Raw genomic sequence first — 26882 nt, 5'->3', positions numbered from 1 at the left:
GACGACGTCACGGGCGCGGATCCGCGGCGGGCGGCTCGTCGGTCTCCTCGTCGAGCCGCGCGAGCTCCTCCTCGAGACGACGGATGCGGGCGTCCTGCTCCGCCTTGCTGATGCTGCGGAGGAACGCGGGGTCGTCGTCGGGGGCGACGGTGCGCGGCACGCCCTGGTCGTTGGCCCGGCGACGGCCGATGACGAACCAGAGGATCCCGCCGATGACGGGGATGAGGACGACGATGGCGACCCAGGCGGCCTTGGGCACGCCCCGGTGCCGCGTCGCCGGCTGCACGGCACAGTCGACGATGCTGTACACCCAGAACACGGCGGCGAGGAAGCCGCCGACGATCAGTAGTCTCGCCACCCCTCCAGTGTAGGCATGTCGGGGTCGGACGGGCCCGGGGCGGGCAAAGCGTCCGTTGCTAGACTGCGCGGGACATGCCGCCCCTCGCCCCCGTCCCGACGCCGCGAGCGCGCGCCGAGCGGATCCTGCAGAGCCGGATCGTCATCGCCGTCGGCCTTGCGCTCCTGCTCGTCGTCGGCGCGTGGTCGGCCTCGCACGGGACGGCGGATGCGCACGCGACCCTGTGCCTCGCCCCGGGCGTCTCGCAGCCGGTCGACACCTCGGCTGCGGGACCGGTCACCGAGGTCGCACCGGCGGATCCGGCCGCCGCGGCGGCGTGCGCGGCGGCAGCTCTCTGCTGCGTCGCCCTCGTCCTTCTCTTCCGGCACCTGCGCACCAGAAGCGGCCTGCGGTTCCGCGATCTCCTCCCCCGGGCGACCACACGGTTCCGCGCCGGCCCCCGCCCGTTCGTGCCCGCGGTCTCGCTCATCCAGCTCTCCATCTCCCGCACCTGATCCGACGCCGGTTCCAGCCGCCTCCGCGGCACCTCTCGTCGTATCACCCGTGTTTGGAGACCCCATGAAGACCCCCGTCAAGGCGACCCTGATCGCCGTCGCCGTCGCCGTCGTGCTGCTCGTCGTCGGCATCGTCTATGCCCTCAGCCAGCAGCCCGCGCAGCCCGACCCCGAGGCCGGCGAGAAGCTGCCCACCGTCCGCACCGACTCCCACGTGCTCGACGAGGGCGGCCCCGACGCCGTCACGGTCGTCGAGTTCCTCGACTTCGAGTGCGAGGCCTGCGGCGCCTTCTACCCGATCGTGGAGGAGCTGCGCGCCACCTACGACGGCGACATCCGGTACGTCACCCGGTACTTCCCCCTGCCCGGGCACGTGAACTCGACGCAGGCCGCTCTCGCCGCCGAGGCCGCCGCGCAGCAGGGCCGTTACGAGGAGATGTTCCACATGTTGTTCGAGACGCAGGCGCAGTGGGGCGAGCAGTCGGCGGAGACACCCGAGGTGTTCCGCGCGTTCGCCGAGGAACTCGGCCTCGACCTGGCCGCGTACGATGCCGCGGTCGCCGATCCGGCGACCCTCGCCCGTGTGCAGCAGGACAAGCGCGACGGCGAGCGGCTGGGCGTGAGCAGCACGCCGACCTTCTTCGTCGACGGCGAGAAGGTCGAGCTCGTCGAGTGGAACGACCTGGAGGAGGCGATCGCGAAGGCCGTCGCCGAGTGATCCGGTAGGTGGGGTCGCCGTGCGGCGGCCCCACCTCTACGCTGAGCGCATGACCTCGGAGCGCCCCTCGTCGGCCCGCCTCCTGTTCGGGGCCCTGCGGACCACGCCGGCGACGCTGACGATGATCGGTCTCGTGCTGCTCACCGGCGTGATCTGGCAGGGGCTGTGGCGGCCGTTCGAGGACTCGGCCCTCTTCCCCGCCGTCGCCTACGGGCTGCCGAGCCTGGCCGAGGGCAAGTGGTGGACGCCGGTCACGGGGACGTTCTTCGTCAATGAACCCTGGGTCTACCTCTTCACCATCGCCGGGTTCTGGGGCATGGGCTTCCTGGAGCACCGTCGCGGCACGCGGGTCGCCGTCGCCTACTTCGCGGTCGGACAGCTCTTCGCCGTCTTCGCCACCGCCCTGTTCCTGCTGCTCGTGTCGCAGCTGCCGTGGGCGTGGGCGCAGACCCAAGCGCAGGCCCTCGACGTCGGGGCGTCCGGCGGGACCATGGCCTGCATCGCCGCCGCCGTCGGCCTGTTCCGTCCGCCGTGGCGGGTGCGCGCGTGGCTGGTGCTCCTCGGATTCGTCTTCGTCGCGATGATGTTCTGGGGAAAGCTCGCCGACCTCGAGCATCTGTTCGCGGTGCTGCTCATCCTCTTCGTCGACCGGAGCCTGCGCGTGCGGCGCACGACCGTCCGGGAGCAGCGGCTGATCGCCGTGATGGCCGTGCTCACGCTCGTGGCCATCGAGATCATCACGGTCCTCGTGCCGACCGATGGCCCGTTCGGCCCCACGGACCCGGCCTCCGGCGGGTTCATCGACACGGCGATCGACGTCGCTGTGATCCTCTTCATCGCGAACGGCCTGCGGCGCGGTCGCCGCTGGGCGTGGGTCGTCGCCATCATCCTCGGACCTCTCAACGTGCTGGCCGCCACCCTCGTCCTGGTCCTCATCATCCTCACGAGCGAGGCGCAGCTCGAGACGGTGATCGACGCGGAGACCGAGCTCACGCTCGCCACGGGCGTGCTCTGGGCACTGGTGCTGGTCTACCTCGTCGCGGTGCGGCGGGCGTTCCGCGCTCGCCGCTCGACCGGAGTCGGCCGGCAGCCCGCCCCGACGCCGGACGAGCTCCGCCGCGAACTGCGGGCACATGGCGGCGGCACGCTCTCCTGGATGACGACGTGGGAGGGCAACGGCTATGCCCGCGTGGACGGCGGGATCGTCGCGTATCAGCGTCGCAACGGCGTCGCGCTGGCGCTCGCCGACCCGATCGGACCGGCGGAGTCCCGTCCGACGGCAGTGCGCGACTTCATCCGCACGGCCGAGGACGCCGGCCTCGTGCCGTGCTTCTTCAGCGCGGACGAGGCGACGAGGGAGGCCGTCCCGGAGACCTGGCGCAGCCTCGTGGTGGCGGACGACACGATCGTCGACCTCCCCGGCCTCACCTTCACCGGCAAGCGCTGGCAACCGGTGCGCTCCTCCCTCAACCGGGCGGGGCGGGAGCAGATGACCTTCCGGCTCACCCACCTCGCCGCGGAGACCTGGGGACTGCGGCAGCAGCTCCGCGCGATCTCCGAGGCATGGGTCGGCGACAAGGACCTACCGGAGATGCGGTTCACGCTCGGGACCCTGGAGGAGGCGGAGGACCCCGAGGTCCGCCTCGCGCTCGCTATCGCTCCGAACGGCGACGTCGACGGCTTCCTGTCCTGGCTGCCCGTGTACGGGGAGGGCGGGGTGGTGCGCGGCTGGACCCTCGACCTCATGCGACGCCGCGAGGGCGGCTTCGGACCGGTGATGGAGTACCTGATCGGCGCCTCCGCCCAGCAGTTCTCGGAGGAGGGCGCCGAGATCATGTCCCTCTCCGGCGCTCCGCTCGCACACGACTACCCGCCGGACGCGGGGGTGATCGCCGCGTTGAGCGAGCGCCTCGCCGACGCGCTCGAGCCCGTCTACGGCTTCCGCTCGCTGCACCGGTTCAAGGAGAAGTTCCACCCCCGCTACGAGACCATGTACCTGCTCTTCCGCGACGAGAGCGACCTCACCCGCATCGGCGGCGCCCTCACCCGGGCCTTCCTCCCCGATGCCACGCTGCGGCAGTTCGCCGGGGCGGGGGTGGAGCTCGTCCGCGGGGAGCGCTGACCCCCGCGGACCCTGGACGCCGCGCCGGGTCCTTCTGCTCAGACCCGCGCTTCGGCGACGCCGACGGCGTCCTGCGTCTCCGAGACGGGACGCTTCGCGGTGTTCGCGATATGCGCTCGCGCGACGACGAATGCGGCGACGACCATGATCCCGACGCCCAGCCAGTACGGCGCGGCATGGCTGACCGCGGTGTAGAGGGCGGCCGCGATCAACGGGGCGATCGTGCCCATCGCGGCGTTGAGGGACTGCGTGGCGCCTCCGAGCCAGCCCTGCTCGTCGTCGCCGACGGCGTTGGACATCGCCCCGTCCATCGCAGCCTGCGACGCGCCCTGACCGGCGGCGAGCAGGAGCGCCCCGACGATGAAGAGCCACGGCTGGGCGAGCAGGGAAGCCACGACCGCGAGACCGGCGAGACCGACCGCCTGCGCGGTGATGGCGCTGACGATCACGCCGCGCTCCCCCATCCGCGGCAGCAGGATGCCGAGCAGCACGCCCTGGATGAGGATGTCGATGATGCCCACGCCTGCTGTGAGCAGGCCGATCTGCGTCGGCCCCCACTGGATGGCGTCGAGGGCCAGCACGCTGAAGTTGTTCACGAAGAATCCGAACGGCAGCGCGAGCAGTGCGAACGCGATCATCAGCCCCCGGAGCTCGGGCCGACCGAACGCGGTACGGAACACGCCGAACGGCTGGACGTCGCGGAGAGCGATCCGGGCGATGCGGTTCTCCGGCCGCAGGCTCTCCGGCAGCAGGAAGATGCTGAGGACCGCGATCGTGAGACCGACCGCCGCGGTGAGGAACACGGGCAGGCGCAGGTCGATCGCGGCGAGCAGACCGCCGATGGCGGGGCCGATCATGGTGCCGATCCCGGTCAGCGCGCCGAGGAGCCCGAAGCGCTGCGCGCGCTTCTCGGGTGGCGTGATGTCGGCCAGGTAGGCGAACAGGGCGGGAAGGTCTCCCGCCGTCAGCCCCTGGATGACACGGGCGAGCACGAGCACCCAGATCGCCCCACCCAGGCCGAACAGGGCCATCGAGAAGGCCGCGCCGAACGCCGCGACGATGATGACGGGTCGTCGTCCGAACCGGTCAGAGAGCCGCCCGAGGAGCGGTGCGGCGAGGAAGGCGCACAGCCCGTTGACCGCTTCCAGCACCCCGACCCAGAGGGCGAGGTCGTCTTCGTGCGCGACGTACTGCAGCACGACGAACGGCAGGACAGGAAGGACGACGGTCATGCCGATGACCGTGAGCATCGTCAGGACGACGAGCATGACCCAGGCGCGGCCGGCGCCGCGAACGGGGTGATGAGGTGAAGTCATACCGAAAGTGTAGCGATACCAGTTTTGGTGTCAATACAGTTTTGGTTCGGATGCGCGATAAGGTGGCCGCATGACGACGCCCCCACCCCCGGGCCGCCGCGAGCGCAAGAAGGCCGCGACCCGCAAGAACATCTCCGACGTGGCCACCCGGATGTTCCTGGAGCGCGGATTCGACAACGTGAGCATCCGCGAGGTCGCCGACGCCGCCGATGTCTCCCCCACCACCGTGTTCGCCCACTTCCCGCAGAAGGAGGCGCTCGTCTTCGACGAGGACGACGAGCAGCGCGATCGCCTCGTCTCGGCGGTGCGCGACCGGCCGACCGGCGTGACGATCAACCGGGCCATCCACGACTTCTATGCGGCCGAGGTCGGCGCCAACCTCGACGAGCACGGTGACGACGTGGCCCGCGTCTTCCTGCGCTTCCTCAACGACACGCCGGCGCTCCGCGACTACGCGTCGAAGATGTGGCTGCGCCATGAGGATGCGCTCGCCGCGGCCATCGCCGAGGAGCTCGGCATCCCGACCCCCACCCCCGAGGTCCGGGTGTACGCGCGGTTCGTCCTGCAGATGCAGATCCTCGTCACCGAGAGCGACGACCAGCAGGCGGTGCTCGACGCCGGCTCCGCTCTCCTCGAAAACGGCTGGGCCCCGATCGAGGAGCGGCTCACCGGCTCGCGGAGCGCACAGACGGGTCCGGACGTCAGTCCTCGCGGGGGCGCCGCCGCAGGCTCTTGACGTCGGTGCGGCGGTGCTTGGCCGTCAGCCGCCGCTCCTTCGACCCCCGACTCGGCTTCGTCGCCCGTCGGGCGGGCGCCGGCGGACGCACCGCCTCCGCGACGAGGGCGGAAAGCCGATCCCGCGCAGCTTCCCGATTGCGCAGCTGCGCGCGGTGCTCGGACGCGGCGATCGTCAGCACGCCGTCGACCAGCCGTCCGCCGAGCCTCTCCAGGATCCGGTCGCGCTGCGTCGGCGACAGGGCCGCGGAGTTCGCCGCATCCCAGACCAGCTCCACCCGGGAGTCCGTGGTGTTCACGCCCTGACCGCCGGGCCCCGACGATCGCGAGAACCGCCACGACAGTTCGGCCTCCGGGATCGTCAGACCCGCGGACACCCGGAGTCCGGGGCGAGGGGCGGAAGGCATGCCTCCATCATCCGGGATGAACGGACGAGCAGAGGACGGAGTGGACGCGACGGCGGGAGTCGAACCCGCAACGCCTCCGGATATGAGCCGGGGCCCGGGACCGCCCGGATCGCCGCGATGGGGATGACGTTACCCGGCCGTGATCATCCCCGCCAGAACCGTTGCCTGGGATAACACCATGAGTCGCCGGATGACGGAGACGGCTAGCGTCGCCGTCGCTCGCCGTCAACCGGTTCGACCGCGCCGCGCCGCCGCCGTACCGTCGCTCGCACCGATGACGCCCGAGCAGGAGGCCGACATGTCCGAATCTCAGCACAACGACAAGACCCCGACGCCGATGGCGGAGGCCGGAGAGCCGCAGGCGCGGCTGGAGGCCGAGGCCCGCCGCGCGATCGTGACCGGTGCCGACTCCGGGATCGGACGTGCCACCGCCGTCGCCCTCGCCGCAGCGGGTATCGACGTCGGCATCACCTGGCACAGCGACGAGGCCGGCGCCCAGGAGACCGCGGACGAGGTGCGCAGCCACGGCGCCCGCGCGGTGGTGACGCAGCTCGACGTCTCCGACATCCCCGCCTGCGGCGACGTGGTCGACGGGCTGATCGCAGAGCTCGGCGGCGTCGACGTGTTCGTCAACAACGCGGGGGCCGGACTCCAGACCCCGTTCCTCGACGTCACGCTCGACGAGTGGAACCGGGTGCTCGACACCGATCTCACCGGCGCCTTCGTCTGCCTGCAGCGGGCGGCCCGGTCGATGGTCGCCGCGGGGCGCGGTGGGCGGCTGATCTCCGTGACCAGCGTGCACGAGCACCAGCCGATGGTGGGGGCGAGCGCGTATGACACCGCCAAGAATGGCCTCGGCGGACTCATGAAGAACCTCGCACTGGAGCTCGGCCGGTATGGGATCAGCGCCGTGAGCGTCGCTCCGGGTGAGATCGCGACCCCGATGACCGGGCAGACCGACACCGACCCGCACACCGAGGACCGCCCCGGCATCCCGCTCGGACGCCCCGGCGACGCCCGCGAGGTCGCCGCCCTTATCGCGTTCCTCGCCTCGCCCGAGGCCGCCTACATCTCCGGCGCCTCCGTCGTGATCGACGGCGGGATGCTGCAGATGGGACCCCAGGCGGGCGCGGCGATCGAGAGCCACGACTGGCGCACGGTCTGAGCGCGGACCGGCCGTGACTCAGCGGCGGATCGAGTCCTGGAACGGGTTCGGTTCGAGCGTGTAGTCCGTGGTCGGGTCGGCCCAGGTGTCCTGACCGGTCCGACGGCGGCCCGAACGCAGCACCGAGAGCGCATGCGTCGCGGGCACGCCGGCGGCGAGCGCGAGGCGTCCGGTGAGGGAGCGGTCCGTGCGGCCGAGCACGCTCGCGCGACGCCAGGCTTCATGCCAGGCCCCACCCCGGGCCGGGGGCACCCGGCGATGCGGCAGGGCGCCGGCCCGCCGCAGCGCGACGAGCTCCTGTACCCGGTCCCACCAGTCCGACTCCGCCTCCGGGTGGAAGTAGTTGTCGCGGAGCCAGGACGGGTGCGGGTGGCGGAATCGGCCGGCGACGACCTCGCCGGCGCCGCCCAGCAGACCGCTTCCGATGAAGACCGTGTTGAGCAGGCTCTTGTGCACCCCGAAGCGGTCGAGCGCGATCACGGGAACCCCGTGGGCCAGCGCCTCGACCGCCGCCGTCGAGCTCACCGTGACCAGGCCGGCGGCGGACTCGAGAGCGGTCGCCATCGGCGCGTGCGAGAAGACGAGGTTCGCCGGGCGGCCATTGATGAAGAGCCGTGTGTACGGATCACGATCGCGGTGGGTCTCAGCCTCCCCCGGACGGGACCGCAGCTTCACGACCACTCGGCGCGACGGTTCGGCCTCCGCGGCGCGCACGAGCAGGGCGGCGATCGCCGCTCGCTGCTCGGGGCGGGCAGGGACGAGGGCCTGCCCGGCGAAGACGACGTCCGTCGCCCCGGGCCGGCGGAGCGCCGATGGCGTCGCGGCGACACGACGCTCCGCGAGAGCGACTCCGCCCGTACCCGCGGAGAGGGATCCGGCCGCCCTGGATTCCCGGAGACGGCTGCCGCCCCACCGCTCGCGTCCCCGCGCGAAGGGGAGGGTCGCCAGCGCGAGCGGCATCTGCACCCCGATGCGCTCGCCGAGCTCGGCGAACGCCCGGCGCTCGCGGTGCGAGTGCACGATCAGCAGGTCGGTGTGTCGTCGATAGTCGAGCGCCCCACGCTGTGCGGGGATCGCCATGCCGGGAAGCCCGGAGACGGTCACGGGGCGATGCGGCAGCGCATCGACGATTCCGCCGAGAAGCCGGACGAACGGTCCACGCCCGGCGAGCAGCACGACGTCAGGGCGCTCGGCCTCGAGCCATCCGACCACGCGATCGAGGTCGAGCCGAGTGACGTCAGCGGCGCCGAAGCCGGTGCCCGCCAGTGCCGCATCCTGCTGCGCGCCACTCACCGTCAGCGGCGTGCGCACCAGCAGGAGCTGCGACCGCAGACCAGGCACGGCCCCCAGCAGCGATGCCGCCCACTTCACGAACGAGTCGGCGTCCGCGATGGCGACCACACGCATCCCGGCATCGGCGGTCATGCGGGCACGCGGCGGAGCTTCGCCATCGGCGCGCGCTCGCTGTCGAACACGCGCTTGACGCCGTCGCCCACCGCGCTCTCGATGACCCGGATGTCGCGGATCAGGTGCTCCAGCCCTCCCGGCTCCAGGGATGCGGCATGGTCGGAGCCCCACATCGTCCGGTCCAGCGTGATGTGGCGCTCCACGGCGACCGCCCCCATCGCGACCGCGGCGAGCGAGATCTGCAGGCCCCGCTCGTGTCCCGAGTACCCGACGGGGATCCCGGGGTAGCGGTCTCGCAGGGTCGCGATCACCCGCAGGTTCGCCTCCTCGGGCTCGAGGGGGTAGGTCGAGGTCGCGTGCATGAGGACGACGCGGTCGGTGCCGAGCGTGTCCAGCGCACGATCGATCTGCTCCATCGTGGACATGCCCGTCGAGAGGATGACCGGCTTCCCGGTCTCCCGCAGCGCGACGAGCAGTTCCGTGTCGGTCAGGCTCGCCGACGCGACCTTGTGCGCCACGACGTGGAGGTCTTCCAGGAACGCGACGCTCGGCACGTCCCACGGCGAGGCGAACCAGTCCAGGCCCTGCATCGTGGCGTGGTCGCCGATCTCGACGTACTCGTCACGGCCGAACTCCACCCGACGGCGATAGTCGAGGTACGTCATCGTTCCCCACGGCGTCTCCCGCGGCACGTCGCGCATGTGCTCCGGCGTGGAGATCTCGGGCGTGCGCTTCTGGAACTTCACCGCGTCCGCGCCGGCTCGGGCCGCGACGTCGATGAGGCGCTTCGCGATGTCGACGTCGCCGTTGTGGTTGAGGCCGATCTCCGCGATGACGTAGGCGGGACGGCCGCCGCCGATCACGTGCGATCCGATGCTGACAGTCATGATTCCTCCGGTCGTCGAGCGGTTTTCACCCCGTCATTCCTGAGTACGGGCCACGGGTGAACACCGGCCGACGGGACGGTTACCGGGGGCCGTCAGCTCGACAACACCCGCTCGACGAGCTCGCGCACGGCTCCATCGCCGCCGCGCCGCCGCAGCACGACGCGTGCCTCCGCCCGCACGAGCGGGTGCGCGTCCGCGACGGCGACCGGCCAGCCCACGATCCGCATCGCGGGGAGATCGTTGACGTCATTGCCGAGGTAGGCGACGTCGGCGAGCGCCACATCCTGCTCCCGGGCCCACTGTCGGAGCGCAGCCTCCTTGTCGTCGATCCCGTGCAGGACGGGGACACGGAGCTTGTCGGCGCGAGCGCGCACCACCGGGTTCACCTCGGTGGAGAGGATCAGCATCGGCACCCCCGCCCGCCGCAGGAGCGCGACGCCCATCCCGTCCTCCCGGCTGACCCGCACCCGCTCCCCGCCCGAGGCGTCGATGATCGCGGTGTCGTCCGTATGCACGCCGTCGAAATCCGTGACCACGGCGCGGGCGGGGACGCGCCCGGGCCGTTCGTGCAGAACGGCGAGGGCCCGAGCGGCCTGGAGCTGTGCGTCGTCGTCGATCTCGATTGCGGTCTCCTCAGGCACGGGGGCGATGCCGATACGACCGAAGAAACGGTGCCGATGGGCGCGGAACCCGTCGGCCCGGAAGACGTAGAAGGCTCCGGTCTCCAGGTAGTGCGGCTCTCGGTCCTGGCGGCGAGGGCGGTGGCCGGCCTCGTGGTTGATCGCCTCCGCCGTGCCGTCGGTCCCCCGGTGCCAGAGGAAGCCGTAGGTCTCGACGGCGGAGAAGGCGCTGTCCGACTCTCCCCGCCGCACGTCGCCGACGGCACCGGCCAGCGCCGCGCTCGGGAGGAAGGGCGAGGTGGCCTGCAGGAAGGCGACGATCTCGAAGCGCTCGCCGTCGCGCTCCAGCTCATCGAGCGCATGCAGGATCGCCGCCTCCGAGGCCGCGGTGTCTCCGGAGAGCTCGGCCGGACGCCGGACCACCCGTGCGCCCGCCTCCTCGGCCACCGCGGCGATCTCGTCGTCGTCGGTCGAGACGACCACGAGATCGAAGCACGCCGCCGCCCGCGCGGCGTGCACGGCTCTGGCCACCAGCGGAACCCCTCCCACACGCTCGAGGTTCTTCCTCGGGATCTGCTTCGACCCGCCCCGCGCGGGGATGATCGCCACCGCCGGCCGCACGCGTTCGTCCATGTCGTGTCTCCTCATCGTCCCCGGATCTCCCGCCAGGCTCGGCCCGCACGGCGGCGGGCGCCGACAGCCGTGAGCCGCCATTCCTCGACCCGACCCACGCCTCCGCGTGGACGCAGCAGGCCGCGCGCGCCGCGCGGTGCCGAGCCCCCGGGAAGGGCGAGCGCAGCCAACCGGTCGGGGGCGAAGTAGCGGCGGCGTTCCTCCTCGTCGAGGCCGTCGAGCAACTGCTCGGCCCGGACGCGGAGGTGTCCTGCGATCTCCGGCTGCATCATGTAGCCCACCGCGTCGACGAGGAGCTGCAGCCGATCCGAGTCGGCGTAGGGCGAGGGCGTCCGGGTGAGCGCATCGACGATCGTCAGCGGGATGCGGTTGCTGTTCTCCACCGGGGCGAGGGTGCGGAGCAGTTCCGTCGTCCCTGCGGCACCGATCGTCCGCCCGAACAGGGTACGGACCGTGGGCAGAGCCGTCGAGAAGGTCGCCACGACGGCGCGTGCGTCGAGGCGCTCCGCCAGGAGTTCGGCAGGAAGGCGACCGCGTTCCTCCACGAACGTGAGACCGCGACTCTCCGCATGCGCGCGCACGGCGTGGGCGAGCTGCGGCGGTGCCGCGGGATGGGGCTTGAAGACGATCCGCTCCGGGCGCTCTTCCGCCGCCCGGTCGACCAGGCGCCGTTGGAGCGCGACCTCCTCGGCCGTAGTCATCAGGCCGAGGGCCGCGACGTACTGTCCCAGTACGAGCACGGTCGCCGGCCCTGCAGCAGGGGGCCCCTCTGAGGATTCGCCCGTCTCGCGCAGAGCAGCGGCGAAGGACTCGGGAGGCACCGGGACAGGCACCGCGTGCGGAGACCCCACCAGCGGACGGACGCCGGGCACCACGTCGGCGTACACGACGCGCTCGATGCGTGCCGCAACCGCATGCGGCAGCCGGACCCGCATCGGCGCGTAGGTCATGAGGCCGTCGCCGACGATGGTCACCCGGGCCTCCGGGAACAGGGAGAGGAGCGTGCGAGCGGGTGCGACCTGGGGGCTCTGCACGAAGAGCTCGATCTCCCGCGGGTCGAGCCGCCACGCTCGCGCGAGAAGCCGACCCAGGACGGGGAGGTCGGCATCCGTCGGCTCCCACGCACTCGGATGCAGGGGACCGAGCACGTCGGCCAGCGCCTCCACCCGATGGAAACGGCCGCGGAGGGAGCGCAGCGCAGGATCCTCGGCGATGCCCACGACCGTCTCCGGGACGCGCGACGAGGTGAACGGCACGAGCACCCGCTCCGCCATCCGACCGCCGCCGTCGGTGCCCTCGTCGAGCAGCCCGGCGTCGATCGCGGCGGCCGCGGTGGCGAGTCCGTAGGCGCTGTGCAGGGCGAAGAGGCGACTCATCAGGCGTGACCTCCGCGGCGCAGGCTGCGCGCCAGCACCCGCCGACGTGGTCCATCGAGCCGGGCGAGCACCCCGGCGACCTCCGCGGCGGGGAGGTCCTGCAACAGCAGCCGGATCCGCCGGCGCATCTCCCTCCGCACGGGCGGCGTCATGCGCCGTGAGCGCACCAGGTGATGCGCGCTGAGGGCGAGCGCGGTCCAGACGGCCTTCGGAAGGAAGCGGTCGGCCTCGCGGTCCGCCCGGACGAGGTCGAGCACCTGGGTCAGCGCCGGGGCGAAGTCGAGCTGGCGGCGGTCGTGCACCTGGGTGAGCGAGCTCTCGACGCCACGACGGTAGAGCAGCGCCGGGGCGTCCACCACGGCGAATGAGGCGGCCTCAAGGTGCAGGCGCCAGACCCACGGACGATCCTCGGCCGTGAAGAGGCCGGAGGGGAACGCGGCCAGCCCGCGGTCGAGCACGCGGCGGTGCAGCAGTCCCGCCCAGGCGAACGGGTAGTCCACCATGCTCGGCTCATCGACGGGGAGGATCGCCTCCCGGGGCGGCACGACCCGTTCCCGCCACGGATACGGAGCACGGACGAGCGCGCGTCGCATCCCGGAGACGGTCACATGATCCGTCCGGAGGAAGTCGCATCGGAGCTCTCGCAGGCGCGCGGCGAGGACCGCGAGGCGCTGCGGCTGCATCCAGTCGTCGCCGTCGACGAAGCAGAACGCCTCTCCTTCCACATGCGCGAGCCCTTGGTTGCGTGCCGAGGCGAGCCCGCGCGGTTCCGGATTGCGGAGCACCTCAGCGCGCGCGAACCGATCCGCGTAGTGCTCCAGAAGCGCGCCGGTGTCATCTCGCGAGCCGTCGTCTATCGCCACGAGCTTGAGGGCGGCCGGATCATCGAACTGCCGGGTGAGCGTCTCCAGCGTGGTGCCGATGTACGGCCCGGCGTCCTTGGCAGGCAGGATGACGGTGACGAGGGGCGTGCGCACGGAGCTCCCGGGATGGACGATGGGCTCGTCATCCTGACAGGCGACGGTGTCCGGAGGGCGACCGCATGGTGAACGCCCGGTGTCGGCGCGAGATGCGCGCTGAGGTGTGGCCCGCACCCGAACGAGCCACACCCCCAGTGCGTTGCACTGCCGGATGCGAACACCCGGTGAACCGCCACCGTGAGGCGACGGCCACCCCGCGGCGGTACTGGCCCCCACCAGCGAACCGCGAGGCGTCGTCGAGAGCGACTCCATGAAGATCAGCACTCAACACGTAACACGATACAACCGTCTGTTCGATCGCGCGAATCGACCTAGGTCAATCCGTGAATATTCGCATGCGGTGTCGGGATCGGCGACGATGGACGGATGCGGTGGCCGTGGAACACGATGTGGCGCCCGGTGCGTCGGCGCCGCCGGCGGGGCGGCATCGAGCTGCGCTGGCTCACCGCCCGCTCGTGGACGCAGCGCTGGTACCCCCAGGGCATCGACGTCGGCGAGCGCCGCGGACGGCGCGCCCTCGCGGTGAGCTGGTTCCGCCAGGATCGCGCCGGTCGCCACCTCGCCTCGCGGGTCGTCCTCGTGGATCGAGCGCGCGCCCGCCGCCTCGACATCGTGCTGGCGGTCGCCGACGACGACGGCGTCCTGCAGCCCGCGCCCATCCATGCGGGCGGTCTCGCCTGGTTCGGCGATCGCCTGTTCGCGGCGGCGACAGGTCAGGGCATCTGGGAGTTCGACCTGGGCGCGCTTCGACGGGTGCACGGCACGGAGGCGCAGCGGATCCGCGGAGGCACCGGCCGCCGGGACCGGCGGACCACGGTCGTCGCGGTGCGGACCCGTCGCCACCCGGTGGCGCTGCGGTGTTCCTTCCTCGGTCGCGTGTTCGACGCGGACGGGACGCCACTCCCCCGCGTGCTCATCGGCGAGTACCGGGGTCAGGAGACCGGGGCGATCGGCGAGTTCACGATCCCCGACGGCACCGACGACGCCTTCGTCGAACACGAGCGGTTCACCCCCGGCATCCGGCACATGCAGGGAGCCGTGCGGTGGGGCGACCGCTACTTCGTGTCACAGTCCGACCACCTGCGCCCCGGGGTGCTGTGGTCGGGCCCTCGCCAGGCCCTCACCCGCCACCCGGTGGCCCTGCCGGTCGGCTGCGAGGATCTGGCCCTGGACCCGGATGACGAGCTGCTGTGGACCCTGGGGGAACATCCGTGGCGGCGCGTGGTGCGGGGCATCCCGTTCGCGAGCCTCGGACTCCGGCGTCACAGCGGGAGCACGGGGGGGCGAACGTAGACTGAACGGGTGAAGAAGCCCGCCCCCCTCCTCGTCTACACCGTGCTGCGCCTGCTGGCGTTCCTCGTCCCGCTGGCCATCCTGTGGTTCTTCTTCCCGATCTTCCGCGAGTTCTGGTGGCTGGCGGCGATCTTCGCGGCCCTCATCGGCGCGAGCATCTCGATGCTGTTCCTGCGCACCCCGCTCTCCGACGCCTCCGCGCGCCTGCACGAGCGCCGGCAGGGAAGAGTCTCCGGGCAGCAGGCCGACGCCGCGGCCGAGGACGAACTCGTCGACGGCGCCCCCGACGACCGCCCCTGACGCAGGTCCGCCGTACACAGCTTCGGACCTCTGGGGCAGGTCCGATTGTTGGACCGCGTCTCAAAACTCTCGGCTGACCCATAGGTTCGACCGGCATCTCGGTCCCTGTGCCCGGGTCGCCGGGCACGACTTCGGAGCGACCGCACGACGCACCGAGGACAGGTCCGAGATGACGGCGTGTCGGTCGCGAGCTCCGAAGCTGTGCCCGGAGAGGCGCAGGAGACGGGGAGCAGCTCAGCCGACGAAGGCCCAGAACAGGGCGCCCGCGTAGAGCAGCGAGGTCAGCGACGTCAGGGCGAGGGCGATGACCAGCTCCCGCGGCTGCCGGTAGGTCCAGACGATCGCGATCGCGGGAAGACCGGCCAGGAGCGCGAGCAGCGAGATCCAGGCGATCGGGAACAGCAACGCGAGGAACACGGCGATGCCGAACGGCACGAGCACGAAGAGCGTGAAGAGGACCTGCGTGGCGCGGCGGCCGATGAGGACCGTCAGCGTGCGCTTGCCGACCTCGCGGTCCTGATCGATGTCGCGGAGGTTGTTGGCCAGCAGCACCGCGCACGCGAACAGTCCGGCGGCGATCGCCCCCAGCCAGGCCTGCTGCGGGAGCATGAAGACCTGCACCCAGGTGGTGCCGAGAGTCGCGACGAGCCCGAAGAACACGAAGACGAAGACCTCACCGAGGCCGTAGTACCCGTAGGGCCGCTTCCCGCCGGTGTAGAACCACGCGGCGACGATGCAGGCCGCACCCACGGCGAGCATCCACCACTGCCCGGTCCGCACGACGATCGCGATACCGACCACCGCGGCGAGCGCGAAGAAGACCAGGCCGATGACGAGCACCGTGCGTGGCTTCACCCGCCCGGAGGCCGTGAGCCGCGCCGGGCCGACCCGATGGGCGTCGGTGCCGCGGATCCCGTCGCTGTAGTCGTTGGTGAAGTTCACGCCGATCTGCAGCAGGACCGCGACGGCGAGGCACGCGAGCGCGATCACCCAGTGGAACTCCGGCCCGGTGCTGCGCGCGGCTCCCGTACCGATGATGACGGGGGCGATCGCGAGGGGCAGCGTGCGCAGACGCGCCGCACCGATCCAGTCGCCGATCGTCACGGGACCCGCCTCGACGACCGGCCGCTTGGCCGGGTTGCCGCTGGTGCGCGGCGGGGTGCGCCGACCGGATTTCTTCTTGCGCTGGGAGGATGCTGCCACCCACGGAATCCTAGTCGTCGCGGCGAGGCGGCGAACTCAGCGGTGCGGGTTGCTGTCCTTGCCGTCGAGCCAGAGCTCGTCGGTCTTGTCGGCGTGCGTCCCGGTCGTGCCGACGTGCTTGTCGCTGATCTTCGGCCCCTTGAGGATGACGTGGACCATCGCCTGCGCGTGGCCGTGGCCGAGGCCGTACTCCTGCTTGAGCCAGTTCAGGACGACGGTGGACTTCGTGCTCTCGTCGAACCCCTGCTCGTGCGCGAGGGCGATGAACTGCCGTGGCGTGAGGCCGGTCTGGGTCTCGACCTTGTCGAGGTATGCCTGGAAGGACATGGTGGTCTCCGCTCTCAGTCCTCGTCGAGGAACGTCTGGATGATCGTGTCGGACGCGTGGATGCAGAGGATCCGGAGGAGCCCGGTCCCCGCGTTGGTGAAGCCGTGTGGCGTGAAGGCGGGCGCGGTGGCGGTGTCTCCGGCTCTCGCGACGAGGACGTCGTCGCCGATCCGGATCCGCACCATGCCCTCGAGCACGATCCAGGTCTCAGGGTAGGGGTGCCAGTGCAGCCCCGGCCCCTCTCCTGGCTTGTTCTCGACGAAGAAGTAGGAGACGGCGGCTCCGTGGTCGGCGCCGACGAATCGGCGGCTGCTCCCTGTGCCGATGCGGATCGCACCACTGGGGACGAGGGTGGGAAGGTGGATCTCGGTCATGACCCCAGTGTCGACAGCACACGTCGCACCTCCTAGAGTTTCGATGTGGATCGAAACTCTGCGCCGGTCGAGGGCGTCGACCACCCGGATCACCGGGTCGAGTTCCACCTGAGTCCCGGCGACATCCAGGCGGTGCGGTTCGGCATCTCCCCCGGGCACGAACTGGCGCATGCGGTGCGCGTGCTCCTCCGCCCGGCGGCGCACCCCCTGCAGTGGGGGTGGCTCCGCACCGCGAGGGAGGGGCTGCCGCGCGACGCCTTCGCGCTCCTGGCGACGGTGATCGGCGACGACGGCTACCTCCCGGACTTCCTCACCAGCACCCCGCGCGGCGATCTGACCCCCGAGGACGAACTCGCCGCCCTGCGGGAGGCGGCGCTCGACCCGCTGCGCGTCGACCTCGGCAAGCGGATCCAGCGCTCGACGGCTGCACAGCGTCAGGCCCTGCGCGATCTGTCCGCCCGGCCGCAGCGCGCCCGTGCGATGATCGCGGATGCCTGGGAGGAGGTCTGGGAGGCCGCGTTGGCACCGACCTGGCCTCAGCTGGAGCGCCTCCTCCGGGCCGACATCGCCGTTCGTGCCCGAGTGATCGCGACGACCGGCATCGCCGGGATGGCCGGCGCCCTCCATCCCCAGGTCTCGTGGGGTGCGGGCGCGGTGCGGGTCTCGCTCCGCCGGCACAGCGAGGAGGTGGATTGTCGTGGCAGCGGCCTCGTGCTGGTGCCCTCCGTCCTCTCGTCCTGGGGCTGCCTGGTGCTCACCGAGCCGCCCGCGCAGCCGACGCTGTTCTATCCCGCCCGTGGCGTGACCGCGGGGTGGGCACGGGACACCACCGAGACCGTGGCCGCCCTGGGCGCCCTGCTCGGACCGGCGCGCGCCGGCATCCTCCTCACCGCCGGGACACCGCGCACGACATCGGAGGTGGCCGCTGATGCGGGGCTCGCGTTGTCGACCGCATCACACCATCTCACCGTGCTGCGGGACGCCGGGCTCGTGGTGAGCGAACGGGACGGCTCCCGCATGCAGCACGTGCGCACGCCCTTGGGCGAGGCGCTCGTCGGCGCGCTGCTCTGACGCCGCCCTACTCGGCGGTCGAGACCGGGATGATCGGCCGGTGCTCGTAATAGGTCTGCAGGACCACGGTCGTGCGCGTGCTCACGTTCGCCGCGAGCCGGACGTCGCGGACGAGCTGCTCCAGGTCGCGCGGCGTCGGCACGCGGACGAAGAGCATGTAGCTCGCGTCGCCGGCGATGGAGTGGCAGGCCTCGATCGCATCGAGGTGCTCCAGGAGCTCGGGGGCGTTGTCCGGCTGGGCCGGATCGAGCGGGGTGATCTCGATGAAGGCGGACAACGGAGTGCCCGCCTGCTCCGGGTCCAGGATCGCCCGGTAGCCGGTGATGACGCCGCGGGTCTCGAGCCGCCGCAGCCGGGACTGCACCGCCGACACCGAGAGCCCGACGGCGTCGGAGAGCTGTGACAGCGTCGCCCGCCCGTCGCGGGAGATGGTCGCCAGGATCGCACGGTCGACAGAATCATCCATGGCTGTAAGATTATCGTCAGGATTCCGTTATCACCGGAATCTTTCCGTTTTTCACTGCGATCGGAGGTTCCGATGTCCCTCGTTTCCGCCAACAGTTCCGCTGTTCAGGCCGTCGTCGGCGAACCCGAGGTCGTCGAGGATGCGTCGATCGCGGAGAACTCCGCCGCCTGGGCGCAGCTCAAGCAGGCCGCGATCGCCCTCCGTGAGCTCCAGATCAAGGACGGCTCGATCCCTGGCGCTTCGACGAGTTCAGTGACCCAGGACCAGGCGACCGCGCTCGTCGGGCAGATCACCGCCGCGATCCGGGCACTCGCCCCCGCCTTCCCGCACGACGCGGACTACCTCGCGGCCTCCGTCGCCGACTTCGAGCGCTGGGCGTCCGAGGGCTTCGGCGTGCCCGACTTCCTCGACTCGCTCGTGGCGTTCCAGCCGCAGCAGCACCGCATCGACGGGATCCGCCACCTCGTGGTCTTCCCGATGTACACGCAGAACGGCTCCAGCGACCGCCTGGTCGAGGCGCTCATCGTCGAGACCATCTGGCCGGAGTTCATCGCCGCGCTCGAGGCCGGCGACTACGGCAACAAGCTCTTCGTCTCGCTGCGACTCGTCGACTTCACGCCCGGCTACGACACGAACTCCGCGGTGCTCTTCCCGGAGACCGTCGCCATGCGCGAGATCCCGACCTTCACGTGGGGCGCGATCTTCCAGGACCGTGAGGCCGCCCGTTACCGCCGCGTGGTCCGTGCAGCCTCGGAGATCACCAACCTCGACCTTCCCGAGCGCGCGGCGGCGATGCTGGAGGATCAGGAGGTCGCCGAGAAGACCTTCGTGATGTGGGACATCATCCACGACCGCACCCACATGCGCGGAGACCTGCCCTTCGACCCGTTCATGATCAAGCAGCGGATGCCGTTCTTCCTGTACTCGCTGGAGGAGATGCGCTGCGACATGACGGCGTTCCGCGAGTCGGTGAAGATCGAGCGGGCGCTGGATGCCCGGGTCGCCGCGGGTGAGGAGCTCACGGAGACCGAGCGGGAGATGCACGAGTACGCGCACCTCGTGCAGTACGCCGTGATCTTCGACCGCATCTTCCGCTTCGCCATCACCGGCACGCGCGTGCGCAACTACGACGCGGTGGGTGGCCAGCTCCTGTTCGCGTGGCTGCACCAGCGCGGCGTGCTGCACTGGACCGACACGGCGCTCGCGTTCGACTGGGAGAACGTGCCGGACGCCGTCGTGGCCCTCGGTGACGCGATCGACGACCTGTACTGGCACTCGATCGATCGCCCCAAGGTCGCGCACTGGCTCGCCGCGTACGAGCTGGTCCGCGGCACGCTGACCCCGCACCCCGCATCGCAGTGGGCGCGCGGGCTGTCGGACGAGATCCTCGCCGGAGCACCGAAGGGCTACACCGATGCGGTCCTGGACGACGAGTTCCCGCTGTCGATGTTCTTCGAGACGCTCGACAAGAAGATGAAGCCGGTCATCGAGTCGACGGTCGGCATCCGCGGTACGGACGACTGATCCGCATCGCTCCGTTGTGACGCTGGGGCGCACCCCCTCTGCGGCCGGAGACCCGGATCCCGGGTCCGGCCGCAGAGGCATCTCCGACCGAGAGGACACCGCATGACGACGCCGACGAGCCGGGAAGCGCAGGGCCGGGTGGTCGTGCTGGCGGGCGCGACGAGTGCAGCGGGCCTCGCGGCGACGCGGGCCTTGCGCGATGCCGGAGCCCGGGTGATCGCCACCGGACGCACGTCCGAGCGACTACGCGCCCTGGCCGAGGCGGGCGCCGAGACGGCGGTCGCCGACGCGACCTCCCTCGCCGACATGACGGCGCTCGCCGGGCGGCTCGAGACGGTCGATGCGGTCGTGCCCCTCGTGGGCGGCTGGCGGGGCGGCGGCGGACTCGCCGGGCAGACCGACGACGACTTCGCGGCGCTGCTGCCGGCGCTGGAGGCGGTGCGCGCGACGAGCCGCGCGTTCGATGGCCCCCTCCGCGCCTCCGCCGCCGGACGATTCGCGATCGTGTCGTCGACCTCCGTCGCACGCCCCCTCGCCGGCGGAGCGAACTACGCGGCGGTCAAGGCAGCGAGCGAGGCCTGGACCCGTGCCGTCGCCCAGGGGTACGCCAAGGCGGCGCGCGAGGCCGACGAACCGCTGCGCGCCGCTGCCGTCGTGTTCCGCGCCAAGGCGCTCGATCCCGATGCTCTCGCCGCGCGTCTCGTCGGACTCTGGGACACCGACGCCGCCGACCTCAACGACCGGGTGCTCGACCTGGGCTGAATCCCGCTCCTCGGGCGGTCACCGGGGCTCGGGCGGTATGCCGGGGACGATCGGTGGGGCGTCACGGATCGCGTGCGGGCCGTCGCCCGCTTCATCCACGGCGTCGACTGCCGGTTCGGGAGCCTCTTCCGGAGCCGAATCCGGGGCGGTCGCATAGAGCTCGGTGAGGGTGCGATACGACCGGGTGAAGAAGGCCAGCGTCGCGGCGACCACCATGATGAGACCCGCGAAGAGGCAGATCAGCGCGATACCGCGCGCCTCACCGTCGCCGAGGAGCCACTCCCACTGCCGCTGCCCCTGCGCGCTGTCCATGTACGGGATCACGAGGAACTCGGCGATCGGGGCGATGAGGAACGCGGTGATCGGGGCCGCCGCCGCCTCCATCGCGGCCGCGGTGCCGAACACCCGTCCCTGGCGCGCGAACGGGACGACCTTCTGGATCACGGTCTGCTCCGCGGCCTCGACGGGCGGCACGAGCGCCATGTACACCCACATGCCGAGGACGTACAGCGGCCACCATTCGCGCAGCATGAAGATCGCCCCGAGGAGTCCCATCGCGATCACGATGAGCAGCATCGTGCGCACGGGCTTCCTGCCGAGGCCGAACTTGGCCACCAGTCCCCCGCCGATCAGGAATCCGGTCGACGCGAAGGCCAGGGCGAACCCCCACATCTGCGCGTCGAAGAGCGTGAGCCCGTACGGATCCATGAGCGCCATGTAGACGCCGCCGATGAGGTTGTTGAAGGTCGAGAAGACGATGAGCGCGAACAGTCCGGGCGCCTGGCGGATGGCCTGGACGCTGCCGCGGAAGTCGACGGCGCTCTTCGCCTCCGGGTCGACCTCGGGCTCGGACTCCGGGATCCGGAGGAACAGCAGGTGCGCGAAGGTGAGGGCCATCGCCACGATCGCGATCCCCAGGGTCCACCCCATGCCGAGGAAGCCGATGGAGAGGCCGGAGAAGACGCTCGTGACGAGGAAGGCGAGCCCCTGCACCGTGCCGACGAGACCGTTGGCGTTGGCGCGCTTCTCCTCCGGCACCAGCAGCGTCACCGTGGTGGACAGCGCGATGTTGCGGAGCTGCTCGATCACCCCGCCGAACAGGATGACGCCGGAGAACAGCCAGAACCACGGTCCGCCGAGGTCGAGCAGGGACGCCTCGGGCTGCCACAGGTAGAGGACGCCCGCGACGAGGAACGCCGCCGCCGAGATGACGCTCGACAGGAGCATGACGCGGTGCTTGCGATGACGGTCGACGATGGTGCCGAACACCATCGCGAAGAACGCCACGAACAGCATGTAGGCACCGCCGATGATGCCCGTGGCCAGCACCGACCGGGTCTCGATGTAGACCCAGAAGGTGAGGGCGAACCACAGGAAGCTCGTCGTGACGTTGGCGATCAACGTGTTGACGAGGACGTTCGCGAAAGCGGTCTTCGCCGCGCTGCGTTCCATGGGTTCGAGGGTAGAGCGGGCCTCGGACATCCGGTAGGGGAAGGCGATTAGGCTTGTCCGGTGAGCATCCCGCACGACCCCGCCATCCGGGGCTTCGCCAGTGACAACTACTCCGGCATCCACCCCGAGGTCCTGGCGGCCCTCGCGGCCGCGAACGGGGGCCATCAGGTGGCCTACGGCGAGGATGCCTACACCGCGCGCCTGCAGGAGGTGTTCCAGGCACACTTCGGCGACACCGCCGCCGCGTACCCCGTGTTCAACGGCACCGGGGCGAACGTCACCGGCCTGCAGTCGATGCTGCCGCGCTGGGGTGCCGTGATCGCGGCCTCGACCGCGCACATCAACGTCGACGAGGGCGGAGCACCGGAGAAGATCGGGGGCTTCAAGCTCCTCACCGTCCCCACCGACGACGGCAAGCTCACCCCCGAGCTCATCGACCGCGAGGCCTGGGGCTGGGGCGACGAGCACCGCGCGCAGCCGCTCGTGGTCTCGATCACGCAGTCGACCGAGCTCGGCACGCTGTACACGGCGGAGGAGATCCGCACGATCGCGGATCACGTCCACGCGCGCGGCATGAAGCTGCACGTCGACGGCGCGCGCCTGTCGAACGCGGCCGCCGCCCTCGATCTGCCGCTGCGGGCATTCACGACCGACGCCGGGGTGGACGTACTCACCTTCGGCGGCACGAAGAACGGCGCCATGCTCGGCGAGGCCATCGTCGTGCTGAACCCGGACGCCGCCGTGGGCCTCAACTACGCACGCAAGTTCAACATGCAGCTCTCGTCGAAGATGCGCTTCGTCTCGGCGCAGCTCATCGCACTGCTCGACGGCGACCTCTGGCTGCGCAACGCCCGGCACGCCAACGCCATGGCGGCCCGGCTCCGCGCGCGGATCGAGGACGGTCTCGCCGACGGATCGATCGTCGGGGTGGAGTTCACGCAGCCGACGCAGGCGAACGGCGTGTTCGCGACCCTGCCCGAGGGCGTCGCCGATCAGCTCCGCGACGTGTTCCGCTTCTACGACTGGGACGCCGCCCGCCGCGAGGTGCGCTGGATGTGCGGCTTCGACACCGAGGAGTCCGACGTCGACGCCTTCGTCGACGCGCTCGCCCGCCTCACCCGCCCCTGACGCGCCGAGACCCCGGGTGCGCGCCGAGACCCCGGGGCGCTCGCGGGTGTACGCCGGGGTATGGGCGGGAACCCGGGGTCTCGGCTGACAGAGGCCTACCGCTTCGACTTGCGGTAGCCCGCCTTGACGGCGGCGCTCTCGGTGGAGAAGCACGCCTCGGGCTTCGTCTTCGCGTAGTACGCCCCGCTCCGCACGTGATAGATCATCGACTGCGCGTTGCCCTTGATGGGAGCCCACGCGGGGCAGTTCCAGGTCGAGATCGGCTTGGTGCGCCCCGGATAGACGACGGCGGCCGTCCGAGCCGATGTGCGCGCGGCGGAGATGTAGCCGCTCTTCGTGCCGGTGACGCGAACCGTGATCCTCGCCTTCACCATCGCCGGGGTGACGACGAGCGTCGAGCCGGTCGCACGGGAGATGGCCCGGCCATTGAGGTACCACTGGTAGCTCAGCCGGGTGCCGCTGGTCCAGGTGTACGGCACGGCGGTGAGGCGAGAGCCAACGATCGCTGATCCGGTGATCCGAGGCGTCGGTGCGGACAGGATCCCCTTCACCGCGGCTGTCGGCTTCGAGCGCCGCGATGCGGCGGCGTACCCGGCCTTGGTCCCGGAGACGACGACGGTCACCGTCTTCACGGCGGCCGACGACGGGAGCGTGAACGAGGCTGCGGTGGCACGTGCGACAGGGGCGCCGTTGATGTACCACTGATACGTCAGCCGTGTTCCCGCCGTCCAGGTTCCGGTACGGACCTTGAGGGTCTGCCCGACGGTCGGCGTACCGGTGATCGACGGCGTCGGCGCGACGAGCGGGCGGAGCACGGCGGCCGTCGCCGCTGAGGCGACCGTCGCCGACGCGAAGGTGGCCTTCTTCCCGGTGACCTGAACGGTGATGCGCGTCCCCGCGTGCGCTGTCGTCAGCGCGAGGGAGGAGGCTGTCGCCTTGGCGATCGCCTTTCCGTTCGCGTACCACTGGTAGCTGAGCGCGGCCCCCGCGGTCCAGGCCCCCGGGAGCGCTCGAAGGGTCTGCCCGACGACAGGCGTACCGCTGATCGTGGGCACCGAGGTCTCCATGCGGTGCAACGCCTCGAGTGCGGCATCGATCCCCGGCCGCGCCTCCCCTGCAGCCAGCACGACCGGTCGAGCCTTCTCGAATCGAGGCGCGTCCTGCCACCACTCCGAGACCGCGCCCGCGACCGAGGAAACGAAGGAGACGCGATACTCGCCCGCCGGCAGCCCGCCGACCGCGAAGGTACCGGCGTCCGTCACGACGTTGGCAGCGGAGACCGCGGCCCCGGCTCCGGCCACCGGGTAGACGGCGACGACGACCCGCTGCCCGGTGATGTCCACGCCCGTCGGCGCGGTGACGCGCCCGGAGACGAGGGCGGAGCGCTCGAGCACCACGTCACGCACGACCCCGTCGGGTCCCACGGACACGATCTCGCCGCTCTGCGGACCACCCTGATCGAAGACGGCGCGCCCTTCCGACACCACGCCGAGGACGACGTCGCCCTGCGGGACGCGCAGGGAGTAAGACCCGTCGGTCACGGCGGCGGCCGCGAGCGGGGAACCGACGTCCGCCCCCGGCGCATAGGCCGCGACGAAAGTCCGCCCCATACTCAGATCGGTGCCGTCCGGGAACGTGACCCGTCCGGTGACGGTGGCGGTGCCCGCCGGATCCGACTCACCGGGATCGGCGGCAGCGACCCCCGCGGCCGCTTCCACCGCAGCGGGAAGCGCTTCAGCGACCCCGGGGAAGGCGGGGTCGGGCGCAGCCGTCGCAGTGGCGGGCGCCGCGACGAAGACGAGCCCGGAGGCGAGGAGCGCAACGGCGACCGTGACGGCCAGTGCGCGGAGGGTGCGGAGAGGAGCGGCGAACGCCATGGGCATCCTTCGGGACGGACGCGGTCGACGACCGCGAGGATCAGGGCGTTCTGAGCAGATCACCTTCGTCATGAATACAGGGTCCCTGGCTCGGAAGACAAGCCTTGACCGTGCGCCGAGACCCCGGGTTCTCGCCCAGACCCCGCACTATGCGCGCGCCGTAGCCGGGGTCTCGACTCGAACCCGGGGTCTCGGGAGAAGTAGGAGGGAGAAGAACGGGCTTCAGCGAAGGAGGCCGAGGCTGGCGAGCGCGTGGCGGATGAGGGTGCCGCGGCCGCCCTCCATCTCGGCGGCGACGGCGTCGGAGGCGGCGGCCTCGGGCGAGAACCACGTCACCTCGAGGGCGTCCTGGCGCGGCTCGCACGTCCCGGTCACGGGCACCACGAAGGCGAGGGAGACGGCGTGCTGACGGTCGTCGTGATACGCGCTCACCCCCGGGATGGGGAAGTACTCGGCCACCGTGAACGGCAGCGGCTGCGGCGGCAGGAGCGGGAAGGCCATCGGCCCGAGGTCGTTCTCGACGTGGCGGAACAGCGCGTCGCGGATCGTCTCGCCGAAGCGCACGCGGCCCGACACGATGGTGCGTGTGATCTCGCCGAGCGGCGTGGACCGCAGCAGCACGCCGATCTCGGTGACCTGACCGGAGCCGTCCGTGCGCACGGGGATCGCCTCGACGTAGAGCATCGGAAGGTGGCGCCGCGCCTCTTCCAGCTCGACGTCGCTCAGCCAGCCGGGGTTCGCATCCGGCACCGGCGGGTTCGCATCGCGGAACGAACCGAGGCCCTCGTCTTCGGGCTTCGGCTCCGGATCGGGTGTGCGCACCGCCATGCCTCCTTTCTACCAGCCGTCCTCGTCGATGGCAGCACCGGCGCGAGCCCTGGCAGGATGACGGTGTGACCGAGAACCTGACGATCGACGATGCGGCGACGCGCTGGTCGCGCACCGACCGCGCCGGGCTCCCGCTGCTCGTGCTGCTGCACGGGTACGGCGCCGACGAGCACGACCTCTTCGGCCTCGTCCCGTATCTCCCCGCCGACGTCGCGGTGGCCTCCGTCGCCGCACCGCTGACTCCGCCGTGGCCGGCCCCCGGTCGCTCCTGGTACCCGATCGAGGGGCTCGACGGACGCAGCTCCGCCGCCGTCACCCTCGCGGCGGAGGCGTTCCTGCGCTGGCTCGACGATGCCGCGGCGGACGCGCCGTCGGTGGCGCTGCTCGGGTTCTCCCAGGGCGCCGCGGTGTCGCTGCAGGCCCTGCGGCTGGCCCCCGAACGGTTCGGCGCGGTCGTCGCGCTGAGCGGCTACGCCGCCCCGGACGCCCTTCCCGGCGATGCGCACCTCGCGGAGGTGAGCCCCCCGGTGTTCTGGGGACGCGGTTCCCACGACGACGTCATCCCCGCGCCGCTGATCGCCCACACGGCGCAATGGCTCCCCGCGCACACGTCCCTGTCCGGTCGCGTCTACAGCGGACTGACCCACAGCATCTCGGAGGAGGAGCTCGGCGACGTGCACCGGTTCCTCACGACCTGGGTCGAGGGGATCGGCGCGGATCAGGCGGAGGGGTCCCGGCCGTCCTGAGCGCCGTCGGCGGAGTCCGATCCGGCGTCGTCGTCGTCCTCGGACCCTTTCTCGGCGCTGCCTCCCGATCCACGGAAGGCCACGGACAGCGCGATGCCGATCGAGACGCCGAAGACCAGGCCGAGCGCCCAGTTCTGCAACGCGACGCCCATGGAGACACCGATGGCGACGCCGAGCGCGAGACCGATGCCGAGGCCGGTCCTGGCGCGCATCTCCTCGGGACTGGGGTTCCGATCGTCTGCCATGCCTCCACGGTACGAGCCGTCGCGCGGCCCCGCATCCCCCGCGCGACGGAGCGGCGACACGCCCGGGA

At 71.3% G+C, this 26882-nt stretch carries 28 protein-coding genes and 1 tRNA gene; 12 read left to right on the top strand and 17 right to left on the bottom strand.

The window, feature by feature from the left end; translation table 11 throughout:
- Positions 1–7: 7 nt before the first annotated feature.
- Complete coding sequence (locus tag KVS71_RS13800) at positions 8–358, bottom strand: PLD nuclease N-terminal domain-containing protein (protein ID WP_025102432.1); 351 nt, start codon at positions 356–358, stop codon at positions 8–10.
- Positions 359–432: 74 nt separating this feature from the next.
- Between KVS71_RS13800 and KVS71_RS13795 the strand changes: the two genes are divergently transcribed.
- The 3 genes from KVS71_RS13795 (at position 433) to KVS71_RS13785 (ending at position 3692) form a co-directional block, all read left to right on the top strand.
- Positions 433–852 (top strand): hypothetical protein, encoded by a 420-nt coding sequence (locus KVS71_RS13795; protein WP_025102433.1) that lies wholly within the window; start codon positions 433–435, stop codon positions 850–852.
- Positions 853–916: 64 nt separating this feature from the next.
- Complete coding sequence (locus KVS71_RS13790) at positions 917–1570, top strand: thioredoxin domain-containing protein (RefSeq protein WP_217584825.1); 654 nt, start codon at positions 917–919, stop codon at positions 1568–1570.
- 49 nt (positions 1571–1619) lie between these two features.
- Positions 1620–3692, top strand: a complete 2073-nt coding sequence (locus KVS71_RS13785) for a DUF2156 domain-containing protein (RefSeq protein ID WP_217584824.1) — start codon at positions 1620–1622, stop codon at positions 3690–3692.
- A gap of 38 nt (positions 3693–3730) precedes the next feature.
- On the opposite strand, the gene KVS71_RS13780 is transcribed toward KVS71_RS13785, so the two are convergent.
- Entirely contained in the window at positions 3731–5008 is a 1278-nt protein-coding gene (locus KVS71_RS13780; RefSeq protein ID WP_254635763.1) for an MFS transporter, read from the bottom strand.
- A gap of 70 nt (positions 5009–5078) precedes the next feature.
- On the opposite strand from KVS71_RS13780, the gene KVS71_RS13775 reads away from it, so the two are divergent.
- Complete coding sequence (locus tag KVS71_RS13775) at positions 5079–5744, top strand: TetR/AcrR family transcriptional regulator (RefSeq protein ID WP_025102437.1); 666 nt, start codon at positions 5079–5081, stop codon at positions 5742–5744.
- Here the strand turns inward: KVS71_RS13775 and arfB are convergent.
- Together arfB and KVS71_RS13765 are read right to left on the bottom strand one after the other, a co-directional pair.
- Positions 5710–6150: an alternative ribosome rescue aminoacyl-tRNA hydrolase ArfB gene (arfB, locus tag KVS71_RS13770; RefSeq protein WP_105950339.1), complete on the bottom strand. Its 441-nt coding sequence runs from the start codon at positions 6148–6150 to the stop codon at positions 5710–5712. The two genes, KVS71_RS13775 and arfB, sit on opposite strands and share 35 nt — an antisense overlap.
- A gap of 41 nt (positions 6151–6191) precedes the next feature.
- Positions 6192–6267: transfer RNA gene (locus tag KVS71_RS13765), tRNA-Met, on the bottom strand.
- Between the two features lie 220 nt (positions 6268–6487).
- Between KVS71_RS13765 and KVS71_RS13760 the strand changes: the two genes are divergently transcribed.
- Complete coding sequence (locus tag KVS71_RS13760) at positions 6488–7315, top strand: SDR family oxidoreductase (protein WP_217584849.1); 828 nt, start codon at positions 6488–6490, stop codon at positions 7313–7315.
- 18 nt (positions 7316–7333) lie between these two features.
- On the opposite strand, the gene KVS71_RS13755 is transcribed toward KVS71_RS13760, so the two are convergent.
- From KVS71_RS13755 to KVS71_RS13735, 5 genes are all read right to left on the bottom strand, one after another.
- Positions 7334–8740 carry a DUF6716 putative glycosyltransferase gene (locus tag KVS71_RS13755; RefSeq protein WP_217584823.1) on the bottom strand — a complete coding sequence of 469 codons (1407 nt, stop codon included), beginning with the start codon at positions 8738–8740 and terminating at the stop codon, positions 7334–7336.
- On the bottom strand, positions 8737–9609 hold the full coding sequence (locus KVS71_RS13750) for an N-acetylneuraminate synthase family protein (RefSeq protein WP_060922384.1): 873 nt from the start codon (positions 9607–9609) through the stop codon (positions 8737–8739). The genes KVS71_RS13755 and KVS71_RS13750 overlap by 4 nt, the downstream gene beginning before the upstream one ends.
- A gap of 92 nt (positions 9610–9701) precedes the next feature.
- On the bottom strand, positions 9702–10862 hold the full coding sequence (locus KVS71_RS13745) for an acylneuraminate cytidylyltransferase (RefSeq protein ID WP_060922385.1): 1161 nt from the start codon (positions 10860–10862) through the stop codon (positions 9702–9704).
- Between the two features lie 11 nt (positions 10863–10873).
- Positions 10874–12238: an alpha-2,8-polysialyltransferase family protein gene (locus tag KVS71_RS13740; RefSeq protein ID WP_217584822.1), complete on the bottom strand. Its 1365-nt coding sequence runs from the start codon at positions 12236–12238 to the stop codon at positions 10874–10876.
- Complete coding sequence (locus KVS71_RS13735) at positions 12238–13215, bottom strand: glycosyltransferase family 2 protein (protein WP_217584821.1); 978 nt, start codon at positions 13213–13215, stop codon at positions 12238–12240. Before KVS71_RS13735 ends, KVS71_RS13740 begins: the two co-directional genes overlap by 1 nt.
- 369 nt (positions 13216–13584) lie before the next feature.
- On the opposite strand from KVS71_RS13735, the gene KVS71_RS13730 reads away from it, so the two are divergent.
- Both KVS71_RS13730 and KVS71_RS13725 read left to right on the top strand, forming a co-directional pair.
- Positions 13585–14511, top strand: a complete 927-nt coding sequence (locus KVS71_RS13730) for a hypothetical protein (protein WP_217584820.1) — start codon at positions 13585–13587, stop codon at positions 14509–14511.
- A 9-nt stretch (positions 14512–14520) separates the two neighbouring features.
- Positions 14521–14811 (top strand): DUF4229 domain-containing protein, encoded by a 291-nt coding sequence (locus KVS71_RS13725; RefSeq protein WP_060922389.1) that lies wholly within the window; start codon positions 14521–14523, stop codon positions 14809–14811.
- Positions 14812–15045: 234 nt separating this feature from the next.
- Here KVS71_RS13725 and KVS71_RS13720 read toward each other — a convergent pair whose 3' ends face one another.
- Genes KVS71_RS13720 through KVS71_RS13710 form a run of 3 tightly spaced genes read right to left on the bottom strand, consistent with a single transcriptional unit; the run spans position 15046 to position 16715 of the window.
- On the bottom strand, positions 15046–16014 hold the full coding sequence (locus tag KVS71_RS13720) for a 1,4-dihydroxy-2-naphthoate polyprenyltransferase (protein ID WP_060922390.1): 969 nt from the start codon (positions 16012–16014) through the stop codon (positions 15046–15048).
- Positions 16015–16050: 36 nt separating this feature from the next.
- The gene (locus KVS71_RS13715) at positions 16051–16341 is read right to left on the bottom strand and encodes a DUF4287 domain-containing protein (protein ID WP_105950345.1); all 291 of its coding nucleotides are present in this window, start codon (positions 16339–16341) and stop codon (positions 16051–16053) included.
- Positions 16342–16355: 14 nt separating this feature from the next.
- A complete protein-coding gene (locus tag KVS71_RS13710) occupies positions 16356–16715 on the bottom strand; it encodes a cupin domain-containing protein (protein ID WP_217584819.1) in 360 nt (119 codons plus the stop codon).
- A gap of 45 nt (positions 16716–16760) precedes the next feature.
- On the opposite strand from KVS71_RS13710, the gene KVS71_RS13705 reads away from it, so the two are divergent.
- Positions 16761–17786, top strand: coding sequence for a DUF5937 family protein (locus tag KVS71_RS13705; protein WP_025102455.1), 1026 nt, complete (start codon positions 16761–16763; stop codon positions 17784–17786).
- A 7-nt stretch (positions 17787–17793) separates the two neighbouring features.
- On the opposite strand, the gene KVS71_RS13700 is transcribed toward KVS71_RS13705, so the two are convergent.
- Positions 17794–18252 carry an Lrp/AsnC family transcriptional regulator gene (locus KVS71_RS13700; RefSeq protein WP_060922394.1) on the bottom strand — a complete coding sequence of 153 codons (459 nt, stop codon included), beginning with the start codon at positions 18250–18252 and terminating at the stop codon, positions 17794–17796.
- A 72-nt stretch (positions 18253–18324) separates the two neighbouring features.
- On the opposite strand from KVS71_RS13700, the gene KVS71_RS13695 reads away from it, so the two are divergent.
- Entirely contained in the window at positions 18325–19776 is a 1452-nt protein-coding gene (locus KVS71_RS13695) for a DUF6421 family protein (protein ID WP_025102457.1), read from the top strand.
- Positions 19777–19878: 102 nt separating this feature from the next.
- On the top strand, positions 19879–20538 hold the full coding sequence (locus KVS71_RS13690; protein WP_083370914.1) for an SDR family oxidoreductase: 660 nt from the start codon (positions 19879–19881) through the stop codon (positions 20536–20538).
- An 18-nt stretch (positions 20539–20556) separates the two neighbouring features.
- On the opposite strand, the gene KVS71_RS13685 is transcribed toward KVS71_RS13690, so the two are convergent.
- Entirely contained in the window at positions 20557–21990 is a 1434-nt protein-coding gene (locus KVS71_RS13685) for an MFS transporter (RefSeq protein ID WP_217584818.1), read from the bottom strand.
- A 60-nt stretch (positions 21991–22050) separates the two neighbouring features.
- On the opposite strand from KVS71_RS13685, the gene KVS71_RS13680 reads away from it, so the two are divergent.
- Positions 22051–23118, top strand: a complete 1068-nt coding sequence (locus tag KVS71_RS13680; RefSeq protein ID WP_025102460.1) for a low specificity L-threonine aldolase — start codon at positions 22051–22053, stop codon at positions 23116–23118.
- A gap of 95 nt (positions 23119–23213) precedes the next feature.
- Here KVS71_RS13680 and KVS71_RS13675 read toward each other — a convergent pair whose 3' ends face one another.
- Entirely contained in the window at positions 23214–24995 is a 1782-nt protein-coding gene (locus KVS71_RS13675) for a hypothetical protein (protein WP_217584817.1), read from the bottom strand.
- A 222-nt stretch (positions 24996–25217) separates the two neighbouring features.
- Entirely contained in the window at positions 25218–25823 is a 606-nt protein-coding gene (locus KVS71_RS13670) for a DUF4916 domain-containing protein (RefSeq protein WP_217584816.1), read from the bottom strand.
- 65 nt (positions 25824–25888) lie between these two features.
- Between KVS71_RS13670 and KVS71_RS13665 the strand changes: the two genes are divergently transcribed.
- Positions 25889–26569: an alpha/beta hydrolase gene (locus KVS71_RS13665; RefSeq protein ID WP_217584815.1), complete on the top strand. Its 681-nt coding sequence runs from the start codon at positions 25889–25891 to the stop codon at positions 26567–26569.
- Here KVS71_RS13665 and KVS71_RS13660 read toward each other — a convergent pair.
- Complete coding sequence (locus KVS71_RS13660) at positions 26542–26814, bottom strand: hypothetical protein (RefSeq protein ID WP_217584814.1); 273 nt, start codon at positions 26812–26814, stop codon at positions 26542–26544. The genes KVS71_RS13665 and KVS71_RS13660 overlap by 28 nt on opposite strands.
- Positions 26815–26882 lie beyond the last annotated feature (68 nt).

It is taken from the genome of Microbacterium sp. GbtcB4 (assembly GCF_019091465.1).
In the GTDB taxonomy this organism is placed as follows: domain Bacteria; phylum Actinomycetota; class Actinomycetes; order Actinomycetales; family Microbacteriaceae; genus Microbacterium; species Microbacterium paraoxydans.
Note: the sequence above shows the minus strand (reverse complement) of the source record. Positions and strands in the feature narration are given on the sequence as shown.

What these genes read in the sequence shown, in the direction of transcription:
- KVS71_RS13795 (WP_025102433.1), top strand. Translation starts at nt 433, where the DNA reads ATGCCGCCCCTCGCCCCCGTCCCGACGCCGCGAGCGCGCGCCGAGCGG.
- KVS71_RS13790 (WP_217584825.1), top strand. Translation starts at nt 917, where the DNA reads ATGAAGACCCCCGTCAAGGCGACCCTGATCGCCGTCGCCGTCGCCGTC.
- KVS71_RS13785 (WP_217584824.1), top strand. Translation starts at nt 1,620, where the DNA reads ATGACCTCGGAGCGCCCCTCGTCGGCCCGCCTCCTGTTCGGGGCCCTG.
- KVS71_RS13780 (WP_254635763.1), bottom strand. Translation starts at nt 5,008, where the DNA reads ATGACTTCACCTCATCACCCCGTTCGCGGCGCCGGCCGCGCCTGGGTC.
- KVS71_RS13775 (WP_025102437.1), top strand. Translation starts at nt 5,079, where the DNA reads ATGACGACGCCCCCACCCCCGGGCCGCCGCGAGCGCAAGAAGGCCGCG.
- arfB (WP_105950339.1), bottom strand. Translation starts at nt 6,150, where the DNA reads ATGCCTTCCGCCCCTCGCCCCGGACTCCGGGTGTCCGCGGGTCTGACG.
- KVS71_RS13760 (WP_217584849.1), top strand. Translation starts at nt 6,488, where the DNA reads ATGGCGGAGGCCGGAGAGCCGCAGGCGCGGCTGGAGGCCGAGGCCCGC.
- KVS71_RS13755 (WP_217584823.1), bottom strand. Translation starts at nt 8,740, where the DNA reads ATGACCGCCGATGCCGGGATGCGTGTGGTCGCCATCGCGGACGCCGAC.
- KVS71_RS13750 (WP_060922384.1), bottom strand. Translation starts at nt 9,609, where the DNA reads ATGACTGTCAGCATCGGATCGCACGTGATCGGCGGCGGCCGTCCCGCC.
- KVS71_RS13745 (WP_060922385.1), bottom strand. Translation starts at nt 10,862, where the DNA reads ATGGACGAACGCGTGCGGCCGGCGGTGGCGATCATCCCCGCGCGGGGC.
- KVS71_RS13740 (WP_217584822.1), bottom strand. Translation starts at nt 12,238, where the DNA reads ATGAGTCGCCTCTTCGCCCTGCACAGCGCCTACGGACTCGCCACCGCG.
- KVS71_RS13730 (WP_217584820.1), top strand. Translation starts at nt 13,585, where the DNA reads ATGCGGTGGCCGTGGAACACGATGTGGCGCCCGGTGCGTCGGCGCCGC.
- KVS71_RS13715 (WP_105950345.1), bottom strand. Translation starts at nt 16,341, where the DNA reads ATGTCCTTCCAGGCATACCTCGACAAGGTCGAGACCCAGACCGGCCTC.
- KVS71_RS13710 (WP_217584819.1), bottom strand. Translation starts at nt 16,715, where the DNA reads ATGACCGAGATCCACCTTCCCACCCTCGTCCCCAGTGGTGCGATCCGC.
- KVS71_RS13700 (WP_060922394.1), bottom strand. Translation starts at nt 18,252, where the DNA reads ATGGATGATTCTGTCGACCGTGCGATCCTGGCGACCATCTCCCGCGAC.
- KVS71_RS13695 (WP_025102457.1), top strand. Translation starts at nt 18,325, where the DNA reads ATGTCCCTCGTTTCCGCCAACAGTTCCGCTGTTCAGGCCGTCGTCGGC.
- KVS71_RS13690 (WP_083370914.1), top strand. Translation starts at nt 19,879, where the DNA reads ATGACGACGCCGACGAGCCGGGAAGCGCAGGGCCGGGTGGTCGTGCTG.
- KVS71_RS13685 (WP_217584818.1), bottom strand. Translation starts at nt 21,990, where the DNA reads ATGGAACGCAGCGCGGCGAAGACCGCTTTCGCGAACGTCCTCGTCAAC.
- KVS71_RS13675 (WP_217584817.1), bottom strand. Translation starts at nt 24,995, where the DNA reads ATGGCGTTCGCCGCTCCTCTCCGCACCCTCCGCGCACTGGCCGTCACG.
- KVS71_RS13670 (WP_217584816.1), bottom strand. Translation starts at nt 25,823, where the DNA reads ATGGCGGTGCGCACACCCGATCCGGAGCCGAAGCCCGAAGACGAGGGC.
- KVS71_RS13660 (WP_217584814.1), bottom strand. Translation starts at nt 26,814, where the DNA reads ATGGCAGACGATCGGAACCCCAGTCCCGAGGAGATGCGCGCCAGGACC.